This is a genomic window from Herbidospora yilanensis (assembly GCF_001570565.1).
Lineage (GTDB): Bacteria > Actinomycetota > Actinomycetes > Streptosporangiales > Streptosporangiaceae > Herbidospora > Herbidospora yilanensis.
The window spans coordinates 321,824-336,965 of record NZ_BBXE01000017.1; the positions used below are offsets into that span (position 1 = coordinate 321,824).

Annotated in this window: 13 protein-coding genes; 7 read left to right on the forward strand and 6 right to left on the reverse strand. The window is 73.1% G+C overall.

Annotation, left to right across the window (positions count from 1 at the left end; all coding sequences use genetic code 11):
* The first annotated feature begins 11 nt into the window (after nt 1-11).
* Nucleotides 12-905: a sulfate adenylyltransferase subunit CysD gene (gene cysD / locus AW273_RS11185; protein ID WP_062347934.1), complete on the forward strand. Its 894-nt coding sequence runs from the start codon at nt 12-14 to the stop codon at nt 903-905.
* On the forward strand, nt 905-2,740 hold the full coding sequence (cysC, locus tag AW273_RS11190; RefSeq protein ID WP_062347937.1) for an adenylyl-sulfate kinase: 1,836 nt from the start codon (nt 905-907) through the stop codon (nt 2,738-2,740). The genes cysD and cysC overlap by 1 nt, the downstream gene beginning before the upstream one ends.
* Here cysC and AW273_RS11195 read toward each other — a convergent pair.
* A complete protein-coding gene (locus tag AW273_RS11195; RefSeq protein WP_062347939.1) occupies nt 2,729-3,610 on the reverse strand; it encodes an alpha/beta fold hydrolase in 882 nt (293 codons plus the stop codon). The genes cysC and AW273_RS11195 overlap by 12 nt on opposite strands.
* 84 nt (nt 3,611-3,694) lie before the next feature.
* Between AW273_RS11195 and AW273_RS11200 the strand changes: the two genes are divergently transcribed.
* On the forward strand, nt 3,695-4,735 hold the full coding sequence (locus tag AW273_RS11200) for a macro domain-containing protein (RefSeq protein ID WP_062347941.1): 1,041 nt from the start codon (nt 3,695-3,697) through the stop codon (nt 4,733-4,735).
* Here the strand turns inward: AW273_RS11200 and AW273_RS11205 are convergent.
* Together AW273_RS11205 and AW273_RS11210 are read right to left on the reverse strand one after the other, a co-directional pair.
* Nucleotides 4,680-5,630, reverse strand: coding sequence for a PALP domain-containing protein (locus tag AW273_RS11205; protein WP_157555693.1), 951 nt, complete (start codon nt 5,628-5,630; stop codon nt 4,680-4,682). The genes AW273_RS11200 and AW273_RS11205 overlap by 56 nt on opposite strands.
* Nucleotides 5,627-6,325 (reverse strand): TauD/TfdA family dioxygenase, encoded by a 699-nt coding sequence (locus AW273_RS11210; protein WP_062347945.1) that lies wholly within the window; start codon nt 6,323-6,325, stop codon nt 5,627-5,629. Before AW273_RS11210 ends, AW273_RS11205 begins: the two co-directional genes overlap by 4 nt.
* Nucleotides 6,326-6,521: 196 nt before the next feature.
* On the opposite strand from AW273_RS11210, the gene AW273_RS11215 reads away from it, so the two are divergent.
* From AW273_RS11215 to AW273_RS38535, 3 genes are all read left to right on the forward strand, one after another.
* A complete protein-coding gene (locus AW273_RS11215) occupies nt 6,522-8,603 on the forward strand; it encodes a hypothetical protein (RefSeq protein ID WP_062347947.1) in 2,082 nt (693 codons plus the stop codon).
* Nucleotides 8,604-8,861: 258 nt separating this feature from the next.
* Nucleotides 8,862-9,599, forward strand: coding sequence for an ABC transporter permease (locus AW273_RS11220; protein ID WP_232327281.1), 738 nt, complete (start codon nt 8,862-8,864; stop codon nt 9,597-9,599).
* Between the two features lie 125 nt (nt 9,600-9,724).
* Nucleotides 9,725-9,988 carry a hypothetical protein gene (locus AW273_RS38535; protein WP_232327282.1) on the forward strand — a complete coding sequence of 88 codons (264 nt, stop codon included), beginning with the start codon at nt 9,725-9,727 and terminating at the stop codon, nt 9,986-9,988.
* 241 nt (nt 9,989-10,229) lie between these two features.
* On the opposite strand, the gene AW273_RS11230 is transcribed toward AW273_RS38535, so the two are convergent.
* From AW273_RS11230 to AW273_RS11240, 3 genes are all read right to left on the reverse strand, one after another.
* On the reverse strand, nt 10,230-11,192 hold the full coding sequence (locus AW273_RS11230) for an adenylate/guanylate cyclase domain-containing protein (RefSeq protein WP_062347951.1): 963 nt from the start codon (nt 11,190-11,192) through the stop codon (nt 10,230-10,232).
* Between the two features lie 106 nt (nt 11,193-11,298).
* On the reverse strand, nt 11,299-12,090 hold the full coding sequence (locus tag AW273_RS11235; protein WP_062347953.1) for an SAM-dependent methyltransferase: 792 nt from the start codon (nt 12,088-12,090) through the stop codon (nt 11,299-11,301).
* A 102-nt stretch (nt 12,091-12,192) separates the two neighbouring features.
* Nucleotides 12,193-14,358 carry a terpene synthase family protein gene (locus AW273_RS11240; protein WP_062347954.1) on the reverse strand — a complete coding sequence of 722 codons (2,166 nt, stop codon included), beginning with the start codon at nt 14,356-14,358 and terminating at the stop codon, nt 12,193-12,195.
* Nucleotides 14,359-14,489: 131 nt separating this feature from the next.
* Here AW273_RS11240 and AW273_RS11245 point away from each other — a divergent pair.
* A partial coding sequence (locus AW273_RS11245) for a response regulator (protein WP_063909908.1) occupies nt 14,490-15,142 on the forward strand: 653 nt, incomplete at its 3' end.

Consider the following 15,142-nt stretch of genomic DNA (forward strand, 5'->3'; position numbering starts at 1 on the left):
AGGGCCCGGACATGGCCGGAGAAGACGCCGTCCTCGACATGCTCGAAGCCGAGGCGGTCCACATACTGCGCGAGGTCGCCGGGGCGTTCCGGCGGCCGGTGCTGCTCTATTCGATCGGCAAGGACTCCTCGGTCCTGCTGCACCTGGCGCTGAAGGCGTTCGCGCCCGGCCGGATGCCCTTCCCGGTCGTCCACGTCGACACCGGCTGGAAGTTCCGGGAGATGATCGCCTTCCGCGACGCCACGGCCGAACGGCTGGGGCTCGACCTGCGGGTGCACACCAGCCCCGAGGAGGCCACCCCGTTCACCCACGGCGCCCACGAGTACACCCGCATCAAGAAGACCCTCACCCTGCGGAAGGCACTCGACGACGGCGGGTTCGAGGCGGCCATCGGCGGCGCGCGGCGCGACGAGGAACGCTCACGGGCCAAGGAGCGGATCTTCTCGCTCCGGGAGCCCGGCCACCGCTGGGAGCCGCGCTCGCAGCGCCCGGAGTTCTGGTGGCAGGCCAACACCGAGCTCGCCGAGGGCCAGACGATGCGGGTGTTCCCGCTGTCGAACTGGACCGAGCTCGACGTCTGGCGCTACATCAGGCGGGAGGACATCCCCGTGGTGCCGCTCTACTTCTCCGCGCCGCGCCCGGTCGTCGAGCGGAACGGCTCACTGATCATGGTGGACGACGACCGCTACCCCCTGGAGCCCGGCGAGCGGCCGGTGGAGCGCCCGGTGCGGTTCCGCACCCTCGGCTGCTATCCGCTGACGTCGGCCGTGGAGTCCAAGGCGGAGAACATCGACGAAATCATCGACGAGATGGGCCGCGACCGCAGGTCCGAACGCGCCGGCCGGCTCATCGACGGCGAGGGCGGCACGTCCATGGAGAGCAAGAAGTCGGAGGGGTACTTCTGATGGTCGCGGTACTGAGAGTCGTGGCGTGCGGCTCGGTCGACGACGGCAAGTCCACCCTCATCGGCAGGCTGCTCGCCGCCACCGGCGGCGCCACCGACGACCAGCTCGACTACGCCCGCACGACGCGGCGCGGCGGCTCGACCGTGGCGGCCGGGGCGGTCGACTACTCGCTGCTGACCGACGGGCTGGAGGCCGAGCACGAGCAGGGCATCACCATCGACGTCGCCCACCTGTTCATGGACCTCCCGTCGGGCCGCCGGGTGATCGTCGCCGACGCCCCCGGGCACGAGCAGTACACCCGCAACATGGCGGTCGCGGCCTCCACCGCCGACGTCTCGGTGCTGCTCGTCGACGCCACCAAGGGCGTGCGCGAGCAGACCCGCCGCCACCTGGCGATCTGCGCGCTCATGGGGGTGCCCTCCGTCGTCGCGGTGGTGAACAAGCTCGACGCGGTGGGCTGGGACCGGTCGGTCTTCGACGACCTGGCGGGCGAGGTGCGGGCGGCGGCCGACGGCTTCGGCATGCGGGCCGACGTCATCCCGGCCAGCGCGCTCGACGGCGACAACGTCGCCGCGCCCTCGCCCCGCCTGCCCTGGTACGACGGCCCGACCCTGCTGGGCGCGCTGACGGCCTGGGAACCGGCCGGGAGTCGGGCGGAGGCGGGCTACCGGCTGCCGGTCCAGTACGTGATCCGGGCCGACGGCTTCCGCGGCTTCGCGGGCACCGTCGTGGGGGGCCCGGTCCGCCCCGGCGACGCCGTCGCGGTCGCGGGCGGCGGGCGGACGTCCACCGTCGACCGCCTGCTCGGTCCCGGCGGCGCCGACCTCGACCGGGCCGCTCCGGGCACCGCGGTCACGATGACGCTGGCCGACGACGTCGACGTGCGCCGCGGCGACCTGCTGGCCACGCCGGAGGCGATCGGCGACGGGCCGGCCCCCGCGACCGCCTACTCGGTCACGCTGATCTGGACCGCCGAGGAGCCCCTGCGGAACGGCCGCTCCTACCTGCTGCGGGCCGGCGGGCGCACCCTGCCCGCCGTGGTCACGGCCGTGCGCGACCGGCTCGACGTGGTCGGCGGCGGCAAGTACGCCGCCCGCGCCCTCGACCTCAACGACATCGGCACGGTCGAGCTGACCACCGACACGCCGCTCAGCCTCGACCCCTACCGGGAGTCGCGGCACACCGGCAGCCTCCTGCTCGTCGACCGGGTCACCAAGGAGACCGTCGCGGCCGGCATGGTCCGGCACGCCCTGCGGCGCGGCCGCACCGTCACCCCGCGCGCCTACACCGTCGACCGCGAGGCCCGGCAGCGCCTCAAGGGCCAGCGGGCGAAGGTGGTGTGGCTGACCGGCCTGCCGGGCGCCGGCAAGTCGACGATCGCCAACACGCTGGAGCGGCGGCTCCACGGGATGGGCCTGCACACCTACGTGCTCGACGGCGAGAACGTGCGCGGCGGGCTGAACAAGGACCTCGGGTTCACCCCGCAGGGCCGCGCCGAGAACGTGCGCCGCGTCGCCGAGGTGGCGCGCATCCTGGTGGACGCCGGCCTGATCGTCGTCGTGGCGCTGGTGTCCCCGTTCCGGACCGACCGGGCCGCGGCGAAGGCCCTGTTCCCCGGCGGGGACTTCGCCGAGGTCTGGGTCGACACCCCGGCGGAGGAGTGCGCCCGCCGTGACCCGAAGGGCCTCTACGCCCAGGCGGAGGCCGGGCGGCTGCCCAACCTGACCGGCCACGGCCAGGCCTACGAGCCGCCCGAGCACCCCGACCTGGTGGTCGACGGCGCCGGTTCGCCCGACGAGGCCGCCGACGCGCTGTGCGCCCTGCTACGGGTGTGAGAGGTCGGCGACGAAGGTTTTGATCGCCGCCGCGCTCTCGTCGGCGTGGGTCTCCAGCAGGTAGTGGCCGGCGTCGTAGACGTGCATCTCGATCCGGTCGAGGTCGCGGGCGTAGCCCATGATCTCGGCCAGGTCGAAGAACGCGTCGTGGCGGCCCCACAGCAGCAGGCACGGCGGCTGGTGGGCGCGGTGGTAGCCGGCCAGGTCGCCGAAGCGGGCGACGTACGCGCCGTAGTCGCGGAAGAGCTGGAACTGGACGTCGAGGTCGCCCGGCCGGGACATGCGCTCCCAGTCGAGGTGCCAGGTCTCGGGCGGGTGCAGGACCCGCAGCCGCTCGGGCAGCCCGTCGAGGTACTGCCCCCGGGTGCCCTCGAAGTCGAGCCACTCGGGCAGCTTGGCGCGGTTCTCCTCGGAGGGGTCGGCCCAGTAGTCGCGGGCGCCGTCCCACTGCTCGCCCAGGCCTTCGTCGTGCGCGTTGCCGTTCTGCACGACCAGCCCGAGGACACGATCGGGCCGCCGCATCGCCAGGTGGTAGCCGACGGGGGCGCCGAAGTCGTGCAGGTAGACGAAGAAGCGCCCGACGCCGATGCGCTCCAGGAACCGCTCCATCGTGCCGGCCAGGTTGGCGAAGGTGTACTCGTAGTCGCCGACGCCGGGCGCGGAGGAGAAGCCGAAGCCCGGCAGGTCGGGGGCGACGACCCGGCTCACCTCGGCCAGCGGCGCGAGCACCCGCCGGAAGCAGTGGGAGGAACTGGGGAAGCCGTGCAGCAGCAGCAGGCACGGCAGGTCGGGTGGGCCGGCCTCCCGGTAGAAGATCTCGATCCCGTCGACGTCGACGCTCCGGTGGCGTGGCTTCGCGCTCGCTCGCATCCGTGGATCCCCTCGGCTGGATGGTGTCGGCCACGGTGTCGGCCGTGGTTGCCCCTGCCCCGTCGCGGAGGGGTTAATGAGCGCATGGAGACCGACGTGCCGGAGCACGAGGAGCTGGTCCGCGATCTGGCCGCGCTGCGGGAACGCGGGCTGATCCGCCTCCGGGACGCCGACCTGCCGCATCTCCGCCGGGCCGCCGCCCTGCGCCACCCCGCGACCGGCCACGTCGCCGCCGTCGAGAGGCTGGTGCGCGACGCGGTCGACCGGCTCGGCGAGGGCAACCTCGGGTCGGCCGCCGCCTACACCTTCGGGCTCGTCCAGGGCACCCGCGACTGGACGGCGGCGGCGCGGCGCAGGCGGGCCGCCGACGTCTACCGGCTCAGCGTCGAACGGTTCAGGAAGAACCAGGAGCGCATGCTGCTGGCCCAGGTCGCCGACCAGATCATCGCGGTCTGCGACGAGGACGGCGAGCACGCGCTCCCCCGGGTCGCCGTCGGGGCCCGGATCCCGGTCGAGTCGGGCGGCGGGCGGGCGGTGCTCCAGGTGCGGCCGATCGAGCTGATCACCGGGGTCGACGTGCTGGTCAACCCCGAGAACGTCTATCTGGAGATGGCGCGGGTGTTCTCGCCCAGCGTGTCGGGCGCGATCAGGAAGGCCGGTTCGCGGCGCGGCCCGGCCGGGGAACTGCTCGACGACACGATCCAGCGCGAACTGCACGAGTGGATGGCCAGGCACCACCGCCCCGGGCTCACCGTCGCCCCGGGCACGGTCGCCCCGACCGGACCGGGCTCGCTGGCGTTCAACGGGGTCCGGCGCATCTACCACGCGGCCGTGGCGGTGCCCCGGCCCGGCACCCACCACCACGACGTCACCGCACCGACGATCATGCTCGCCGTCCACCGGGTGTTCGCGCTGGCGGAGGAGGAGCGGGTGGCCCACCGGCTGACGACGATCTGCTTCCCGCTGATCGGCACCGGGAACGGCAACCTGGCCGTGCGGGCCGGGCTGCACTGGTTGTGGTCGGCCGTCTGCGAGAACCTGGCCCGCAGCCGGGGCTGGGAGGTGCATCTCAGCGTGCCGGAACCGGAGAAGGCCGATGTCGTGTTGCGCCAGTTGTCGCCCTGACCCAGCGTGCCCGCAGGGGTTCCCGCAGTTCCTCCGGTACGCCCTCCGCCTCGCCCCCCAGCAGCCTGAGCGCCCCCGTGACGTAGACGGCGGCCAGCGTGGGCAGGCCGCCGAGCTCCGGGTGGTCGGCGATGCGGCCGATGCGTTCCAGCACGCCGTGCTTCAGCACGCGGCGGACCACCGGGTCGGGGGTCTCCGCCAGGGCGACCAGTTCGACGGCCATGGCGTAGGTCTCGGCCGCCAGCAGCCCCCGGCCGAACTCGATGTCGTCGCCGCAGGCCGCCAGGTGGTCGAGGTGCGCCCCGTCGTGCACGCCGCGCCAGACCCGTCTGCGGGGTTCGGGGGCGCGGTGGGTGCCGTCGACCAGGACCGTGATCAGGCCGCGCTGGCCGGGGAGGCGCATCCAGGTGCGCCAGGCCAGGCCGGCGAACCGGGAGCCGTCGACGACCGTGACGTCGCGGGTGGCGTTGGGGCGGTGGCGCTCGCCCCAGCGGAGATGGTCGCGGACCGGCCGCGACCTCCCGTGGCCGTCGGGGATGACGGCGCACCAGGCGGCCAGCCGCCGGCAGGCCTCCCGGGTCTCCTCCCCCGGCGCGGCGACGGGCCCGGGGTCGGCGGCGTCGGGGTAGCCGCGCGGGACCGGCCCGCACCGGGCCCGCAGGGCGCGCAGCCGGCCGGCCGCCGGGCCGCCGTGGCGGACGCCGGTGGCCAGGACGACCGTGTCGAGGCCGTCGAAGGCCGCCGGGCCCAGGAGGGCGCACCCGAGGGCGATCTCGGCCCAGCCCCGGACGGTCCACGCGGCGGCCTCCGCGCCCGACGCCGGGACGTCCCCGGCCGCCACGGCCCGCCCGGCCGCCCAGGCCCACATGGCCGCCTCGTCGCGGGTCAGCGTCATCGCGACCACAACCGGACGCGCAGCATCAGCCGCCGCGGGTCGCCGAACGCGGTCCGGCCGTGCAGTGTGCGGCGGTTGTCGATCAGCAGCACGTCGCCGGGCGTGAGGCGTACCTCCTCCGGATCGGCCCGCGCCAGCACGCCGGTGAACGTCTCGGCGGCGGCCCGCCCCTCCGCCGGGACGAGGTTGTCCGGCCGCCAGCGCACGGTGGCGCCCCCGAGGTCGCCCGTGAGATCGCCCGTGAGGACCGGCAGGGGCGGCGCGGCCCGCCCTCCGGCGAACACGGCCGGCGTGGTCCACGACCACTGCGGCCGACGCAGGGCGGCCTCGGCCCGCGCCCCGTCCGGGCGGGCGCGCAGCGCGGCGAGGGCCCGCCGCGCGGGCAGCAGCAGCGAGTGGCCGCCGTCGGCGGCCGGGCGGACCGCGAACAGGCAGACCAGGTCCTCGGGATCGGGGTGGTACTGGGCGTCGGTGTGCAGCGGAACGGGTCCACTGCGCTGGGAGAACGTGCCGCCGAGTGGCCGCGGCCTGACCTCCCAGACGGGACGGCCGCCGTCGCGGGCCGAGGGACGGCCGAACCGGGCGGCGAAGCGGAGCGCCTGGGCGTGGGTGGGCACGTCCCAGGCGCCCCGCAGGACCACCCATCCCCGCGTGGCCAGCCCGTCCTCCGCGTGGGTCTTTTCGGTCGGCCGCATCGCACGCCTCCTGGTCCGCCGGTGAGTGGTGCCTCCAGAGAAGCGGCATCCTTGGTGCGGTGGCCGGTCGCGAGGCGGGCGAGGTCAGGGCGTTTACGGGTCGACCCTTGCGAGAGTCAGCTCATCTCACTAAGGTTCGCCCAACCTTAGTGAGATATATTCACGAGTAATGAGCTCATATAGGGGGAACCAAGCGGTGCTAGCCCAGGAGCGAAGGCTTGCCGCGATCGCCGCGGCGTCCGCCGCCGCCTTCCGGCACAGCGACTACCACCAGGTACGCGCGGAGGACGTCGCCGAGCGGGTCCGGCTGCCCCGGGGCGGCGAGAAGGACACCGGCCGGTCCGCCGTGTGGCTCTACAACGAGGTCCGCAGCCGCCGCGTCCTGGTCGCGCTCGCCGCCAAACACGCCTTCGACGAGTTCACCGGCGGCGAGAGCGCCCCCGAGCCGGTCACCTCGATGCTCGGCGCGGCCGAGTCGGTGGCCGCCGCGCTGCGCCGCATCGCCCGCTTCCACCAGGTCGAACGTTTCCTGCTCGCCCAGGTGAGACTGGGCATCGGCGACATCTCGACCTCCGAGAAGCGCCCCTCGGCCGCCCAGACCCCGCCCGTCTGGCTCACCGGCACCTACGGCTCTGCCGCCGCCGCGGGCTGGGAGGGGCGGGTGACGGCGTACGCCGAATATCTGGCCCCCCGCCTCGACCAGGCCGCCCGCGCGGTCGCCGTCCCGCCCGAGAACTGGGCGAAGAGCAGCGCCGAGCGCCTGTCCGAGCTGGCCTTCCGCGCCATGTCCGACGACGCCGACGCCCCCGCCGACCGTCAGGCCGAGGGCCTGGCGGCCTACTGGCTGGCCCGCGACCTGATCCCGCTCACGGGCGAGTGGGCCGACCGCCTCCACGCCGCCGAACGCACCGCCGAACTGGTCGAGAAGATCGGCCCCAACGGCCGTTCGCGCGCGAACGCGCTGGTCGTGGTCTTCCAGGTGCTGCTCGACAGCAGCCCGCTGCTGGCCCGCGCCGCCGAGGTCGGCGCCGACCTGATCCCGCTGCTGACCGGCTCCCCCGCCGACGCCGTGACCCTGTGCGACGTGACGTCGCGGCGCGGCCTGGCCCTGCTGCGGCTGGGCGACACCGCCGCCGCCCGGGGCTGCTTCGAGGAGTCGCGGCGGATCGCCGAGAAGCTGCCCGACTCGGCCGACCCGGCGGCGCTGATCGCCCGCGCCGAACACAACCTGGCCGAGCTCCTCGTCGACGAGGGGCAGGCCGGGAGGGGCCGCGCGATCCTCGCCGACGTGGCCGCACGCCGCGGCGCCGGGGTGCCGACGACCGGAGCCGGCCCGGCCTGGCGCCGCCACACCCTGACCAGGCAGGCCCTGGCCCGCGCCACCACGCGGGCGGGCCGGGTCGTCGAGGGCGTCAGCCTGGCCGAGGCCACCCTGGCCGACCGCGAAGACCGCCTCGGCCAGGACAACGTGAACACCGCCTCGGCCCGCGTCACCCTCGCCGAGGCCCTGCTGGCCGCCGCCCACCCCGCCCAGGCCCGCCACCACCTGACCGAGGCCATGCGCCTGCGCTCCCTCTACCTCCCGGGCGAGGGCTACTGGCCCCAGTACGACCTGGTCCGCCTCGCCGAGATCGAACTGCACGCCGGTTTCCCCGCCCAGACCGTCCGCCTCCTCGACGACGCGACCGTGACCACGACGTGGTTCGCCGACCGCGTCTCCCCCCGCCTGCACGAGGAGGCCGTGCTGATCCGCTCGCTCGGCCTGATCGCCTCCGGCGAGGCGCAGACGGCCCTGTCCGACCTGGCCGAACTCCCCCAGACCAGGGCGGTGCTCCGCGCCCAGGCCACGGGCCGCCTGACCGTCGGCGACCCGGCGTCGGCCGCCCGCGTCCTCGACGCCCTGGGCCCCGACGACTCCGCTCCCGAACAGGCCGAGACCCTGCTGATCCGCGCCCGCGTGGCCGCCGCCCTGGGCCGCGAGCCCGCCGCCGAGGAGGCCTGCCAGGCGGTCCTGGCGCTGGCGGGCGACCAGATCGACGCCACCCACCCAACGGTGCTTGGCGCCCGCCTGGGCCTCGCCCTGCAACGCGTCCGCTCCGACCGGGCCGCGGAGGTGGGCGACCTGCTCGCTCCACTGCTCGACCGCCGGGCGCTGGCCCACGGGAAACCGGCGCTGGGAGACGGGCATCCGCTGCTGGCAGAGGCCATGGCCCTGGCCGCGCGGGCGGGGTCGCCGCCGGCGCGGGCGCCGGAGGACCAACTGTGGGAGAACTTCTAGTTTCGCTGGGTATGAGCGGGTTCTTTACTTGAGTAAAGTCACGGCGTCGGCGCTTCCAGAAGCGCGGCGAGTCGCGGCCATTGCTCCCCCAGACGTGGTGAATCGCGGCGCATTCATGCCGGTTCGGGCCGGAGCCCCATCGGCCCCACCGACGGTGACCACCCGACCCCACCCCGCGCATCGTGGCACGGCACCTGGCCGACCGTTCTGGTCGCAAAACGGTTCATAACTCGCATAGGTGTCCGAAATACTGCGGGAGTGCACACCTCCTCTTCCCTGATCTCGCTGACCCCGGCGCTCCCGATCGCCCTGGCTCTGATGGTCGCGGGCGGGGCCGTGGCGGCGGCCGTGGGAGGCCTGGGGCAGGGATGGGCGGTGGTGCGGGCCTGCGGGCGGGCGGTGGTGCAGCTCGGGGTGGTGTCGCTGGTCATCGCCTGGGTGGTCGCGAACGGGTTCGCCGCTGCCGGGTTCATCCTGCTCATGTACGTCTTCGCCACGCACACCGCCGCCCGCAGGATCGGCACCTACTGGGCGGCGCTGCCGATCGCGGCGGGCAGCGCCCCGATTCTCGGGATCCTCACCGCCACCGGGGTGGTCTCGCTCGACGGGATCGTGATCATCCCGGTCGCGGGGATCGTGTTCGGCGGCTGCCTGATCGCCACCAGCCTGGCCGGGCGGCGGGCCGCCGACGAGCTGACGACCCGCCGCGGCGAGGTGGAGGCGGCCATGGCGCTGGGCTTCACGCCCCGCGAGGCCCGGCTGGAGATCTGCCGCCCCGCCGCCGCCCAGGCCCTGGTGCCGGCCCTCGACCAGACCCGGACGGTCGGGCTGGTCACCCTTCCGGGCGCGTTCGTCGGCATGCTGCTCGGCGGGGCCGGGCCGATCGAGGCGGGGATCGTGCAGGTGGTCGTCCTCGTGGCGCTGCTGTCGGCGGAGGCCTTCGCCGTCGTGCTGACCGTCGAACTGGCCGCCAGAGGACGGCTGATCAGGCCGTAAATTTCTCCCCCATATCGTGATATGTCCCGAATTCGGGATCTTCGGAGCGGGCACGCCCAACCCGAACCGAAGGGGGTACGCAAGTGATCAAGAAGCTGCACCGTATGGGTCTCAGGTCCAGTCACATGTACACCGCCGCCATGGCGTCGGTCGGCCTGTCCTTCTGCACCTGGATGATCTCCAGGCAGGTGGAGCACGCCGGTCTCGACCGGGCCGACCGCTGGGGGATCTTCATCGGCCAGTGGGCGCCCACGCTCATGGCCATGGGCGTGGCGCTCCGCATCGAGGAGACCCACATGACCGACGACGAAATGCGGAAGATGGACTCCGACATGGAGATGGGCTCCCGCACCTCGGGCAGCTCCCGGGTCCACGCACCCGCCAGGTAGGAGACCACTGGGACCGCCCCGGCACGCATCCGACCGGGGCGGCTCCAGACCCGCGACGTCCTCGACCCACGACGTTCCCGGCCACCCGACGTTCCCGGCCACCCGACGTTCCCGGCCACCCGACGTTCCCGGCCAGCGAGAGCTCAAGCCTGCCCGCCGTTTTGAACCGCCCGGCTTCGGATGCCGGTCAGCGGCAAGGTAATCCGGGCTCCTCGGCGCCGAGAGGGCTCGCCCCTGCGCGTCAGGCCCTCGACACCAGGTAGGGCACCAGTTCGCCCACGCCCCTGACCACCTGGAGGTTCTCCGCCCGCAGCCCGAAGCGCGGATGGTCCTCCAGTTCCGCCGCTATCGCCGGATCGGCCAGCACCCCGCCCGCCGGGGCCAGGGAGGTCAGCCGCGACGCCAGGTTCACGGTGGTGCCGAAGACGTCGCCCATACGGCCGATCACCGGGCCGATCGCCAGGCCGACCCGCAGTTGGGGCATGCCCTTGACGCGGGCGTGCGCGCCGACCAGCGAGAGGGCGATGTCGGCGGCGTGGGCGGCCGTGTCGCTCACCCACAGGACCGAGTCGCCCAGGGTCTTGATCATCCGGCCGCCCGAGGAGGCCACGATGTCGGCCGAGCGGCTTTCGAAGCGTTCGACCAGGCGGGCCAGCTCCGTCTCGGAGATCTGGCGGCTCAGCCGGGTGAAGCCCACCAGGTCGGCGAAGCCGACGGCCAGGCGGGCCGAGGCGGTCTCCTGGTCGACGATGCGGCCGGCGGAGGCGGCGAGGTGGCGGCGCCAGGCGTACACGAGAAGGCGTTCCAGGTCGGGGACGACGCGGTCGGCGCGGCGCTGCCACGCGTGGCTGCGCCGGGACAGCGGGACCCCGGCCAGGTCGAGGGTCTCGGCGCCGAGTTCGGCCTGCGACTCGGCGAGGCGGGCGGAGGCGCGGCCGAGGGAGCGGGCCATCAGCATGATGTGCTCGTCGTCGTAGGTGCCGTCGGCGAGCAGGCCCATGAGGGTCTTCAGCGCCTCGACGTCGGCGTCGGTGAACTCGATCGCGTCGTCGGCGACGTTGGCGAAGCCGAGGGCGCGCCAGAAGCGGCGGGCCCGGTGGAAGGGCACGCCCGCCAGTTCGGCGACCTGGTGACTGGTATAGCGGCGCTGCTGGCGGAGGAAGGCCTCCGTGAGCCCGTCGACTCGCGGGTCGTCAATCATCATGCGGAAACCGTTCTGCGACCCATTCCGGAGAACGCACGATACCCGCGCTTTCAGTGGGGGAAAAGTCTTGCCACCAGCCACTTTATCCGGCAATTTCCCCAAACGCTCAGTGTTTGCGGGCCAGGCCCCCGTACTGGTAGACCTCCCGGTCCCGGTAGTCGGTCAGCGTGTCGGGCCGCCACTGCGGCAGCGACACCACGCCGGGATCGAGCAGGTCGAGATCGTCGAAGAAACGGGCCAGCCGTTCGGGAGAGCGCAGCACCATCGGGGCCCCGCCCCGGGCGTGCCAGACGTCGACCGCCTGCTGCATCCGCACGCTCGGCGTGCTGCTGGCGATGGCGACGTAGCTGCCCGGCGACAGGGCGCCGATCAGGGCGTGCACCGCGTCGAGCGCCAGCGTCTCGTCGGCGACGAACTCGATCACCCCCAGCAGCATCAGCCCGACCGGCCGGGAGAAGTCGAGGGTCTCCGAGGCGGCCTGCAGGAGCGGGTCGGGGTTGCGCAGGTCGGCGTCGAGGTAGTCGGTGGCGCCCTCGGGCGTGCTGTCGAGCAGGGCGAGGGCGTGGATCAGGACGATGGGGTCGTTGTCGACGTACACGATCCTGGCGGCCGGATTGACCTTCTGGGCCACCAGATGGGTGTTCCCGGCGCTCGGGATGCCGGTGCCGACGTCGAGGAACTGGTCGACGCCCAGCTCTCCGGCGAGCAGGCCGACGGTCCGGCCGATGAACTGGCGTTCGGCCCTGGCGTTGATCGGCAGGTCGGGCATGACCGCGATGATCTCGGCGGCGCACTCGCGGTCTGCCGCGAAGTTTTCGGTGCCGCCCAGCCAGTAGTCCCAGACCCGTGCCGGGTGAGGTATCGAGGTGTCGAGGCGCTGCCGTGGTCTGCTGGCCATCTCCCTCCTTCTTCTCCAGCCAACATAACCTCGCCGTCGTCCCGGCACGGCGAAGCGGAGCCCGCGTTCTGGTCACGAACCCCGCTTACGGCAGAAAATGCACTAACGCCGTGGCAGGGGCCGTACCGCCGAGGTGCCCAGGCCCGACGGGAGCAGCACCAGCCGGGGCGGCGGGGCGAACGACTCGGCGCGCAGCCGTTGCAGTTCGGGCTCGGTGTAGCGGGCGCAGCGGCGGTGCCACTCCATGATCCCGGCCATCCAGTCTTGGAGCAAGGCCGCATGGCGCTCCAGCACCCGGCTCACCTCGGGGTCGCCGATCAGGGCGAGCATGGCCGGGAGGCCGTTGGCCCGGATGTGCTCGAACTGGCGCATCCGCTCGTTCATCAGGTCGGCCACGATCGCGCGGGCGGTGGCCCGGTCGACGTCGAGGAAGTTCTCGACGACGAGGACCATGTTGTGCAGCTCCCCCTCGAACTCGATCTCCTTCTGGTAGGAGAACAGGTCGTTGGTGAAGCAGGCGTAGTCCTGTGCCGCGGTCTCCAGCTCGCGCATCACCCGGGACTGGTAGATCGCGTCGTCGACCACTTCGGCCGCCGACAGCCGGGCCAGGCTCGCCGTCAGGTCGGAGCCGAAGGTCCTGCGGCGCATCTCGATGTAGTCGACGGGGTCGGGGATCCGCCCGGCGGCCTCGTTGTCGAGCTCCCACACCCAGCTGTCGATCATGTCCTCGACGGCGGCCCGGAACCCGGCCCGCGCCCGCTCGGACAGGCCCGCGGCGGTACGCCGCCACAGGTCGGCCAGCCCCCGCTCCATCGGCTCGACGGGCTCCGGCGCGTGCTCGCCCATGATCGCCTTGAGCCGCGTGTTCAGCGCCCTGGCCCCCGCGAGGTCGCGGGTGGCGCCGAAGGCCACCGGATAGTAGTCGTCGCCGTAGGTGCCCCAGGTCAGCCAGTCGGTGGTCAGGAAGACCTCCTCCGGAGCGCCGTCGGCGTTGATCAGGGCGGCGCAGTGGGCCAGGTCGATGCCCGTGAAGCGGCGCTCGTCCCAGACCACCCCGTCGAGGAACCCCATCTCGCGGGCCCAGCCGGCCGAGTGGCGGCGGGCGGCGTCGAGATGGGGGCTCATGCGCAGCGGATAGGGCAGGTGGAACTCCGGCACCGGCTGCGGCCCCACCCGTTCGAACGGCACGTGAGAGTGCTGCCGGGCCCGCTTCTCGGCGCCGATGCGCAGGGTGGCCGTGCCGAGACCATGAGGTTTCTGGATCTTGCCGGAGACCATGCCCTCGTTCATGTAGCGGCTCGACCGCATGTGCCACTCGTGGCCGCCCGACTGCCAGTCCTGCAGCCCCTTGACGTAGAGGGCGACGGCGGCCTGCTCGTGGGGCGGGGCCGCCCGCTCGGCCAGCAGAGCCGGGACCTCGGTCAGCGCGGTCGTCTCGAACTGCTGCAGCCGGGAGGTCAGCAGGTCGTTGACCCGTTCGGCGGCCTCCTGCGTGGTGACGCCGAGGAAGGTCTCCAGCACCAGCACGGCGTTGGAGTTCTCCCCCTCCTCGGCCACCTCGCGCTGGTAGGAGAACAGGTCGTTGCGCAGGTGGACGGCGTCGGAGAAGGTGTCGGAGAGCACCCGCAGCGGCCGGGTCGCGGCCAGGTGGCCGGGCACCTCGGCCCCGGCGGCGAACTCGACCAGGTTGGCCGACCAGGGGGCGCCGCCGACGCGGCGGCGCATCTGGACGTATTCGATGGGGTTGGCGATCCGCCCCCGGTCGATGTTCTCCAGCTCCCACATCGACTCGACCATCAGGTTGTGGGTCGACACGACGAAGCGCTCGCGCCAGTCGGCCGACATGTGCGGGACGGTGCGCTCCCACAGGTCTTTCAGCCCGGCCTCGGCCGGGTTCTCCGGCTCGGGCGGGTCGTCGCCCATGAAGAGCTCCAGCCGGTCGAGGTGGCGCTGGGCGCCGGCGAAGTCGCGGGAGTGCTTGAACAACTCCAGGAAGTGGTCGTCGAAGAAGAACACCCACACGTACCAGTCGGTGACCAGGTCGAGGGCCGGCCCGTCGCAGTCGGGGTGGGTGTACGCGCACATCAGCGCGTAGTCCATGCGGTCGAGCTCCTCGGCGGTCCACACGACGCCGCCCCCCGGTTTGGGGGCGTCGAGCATGCCCGTCTCCTTCGCCCACGCCATGGTGTGGGCCCGGGAACGTTCCAGATGGGGGTTGAGCCGCGCGGGATGCGGCACATAGAACTCCGGCATGGTGAAGGCCTTCAAAGAGGCTCCTCTCCTCGGGTCGGTACTCGCCGTGACGACAGTGGCACTTTCCGTGGGATCACCGCAAGACCCGAAAGATCTCACCCTTGCGACGGACCCGCCGGGTATGTCGCGCTCTGTACGCTCCCCCGGTGACGATCAGGGTGCTCATCGCCGACGACCAGGCGATGATCCGCGTGGGCCTACGCCTGATGGCCGAGACCGAGCCCGGGGTCGACGTGGTCGGCGAGGCCGCCGACGGGCGGGCGGCGGTCGCCCTGGCCCGTTCCCTGCGGCCCGACGTCCTGCTCCTCGACATCGCGATGCCCGTCATGTCGGGCCTGGAGGCGGCCCGGATCCTCCTGGACGAGGGCGGCGCGCCCCGGATCGTGATGCTCACGACGTTCGACACCGACGAGAACCTGCACGCCGCGCTGCGCCTGGGCGTCGGCGGCTACCTGCTGAAGTCGTCGCCGCCGGAGCAGCTCGCCGAGGCGATCAAAACCGCCGCCGCCGGAGACGGCCTCATCGACCCCGCCGTCACCCTGCGGGTGATCGCCGCCTTCGCCGCCGCGAGCCCTCTGGCTCCCCCGCCCGAGTTGTCCACTTTGACGGCCCGCGAGCGGGAGGTGCTCACCGGCCTGGCCCGGGGCCGTTCCAATCGCGAGATCGCCGCGTCGCTCTTCGTCGGGGAGGCGACGGTACGCAGCCACGTCGCCCAGGTGCTGCGCAAGCTGGGCCTGCGCGACCGCGTCCAGGCGGTGGTGTTCGCGTACGAGACCGGGCTGGTCAGCCCGGGTGACGG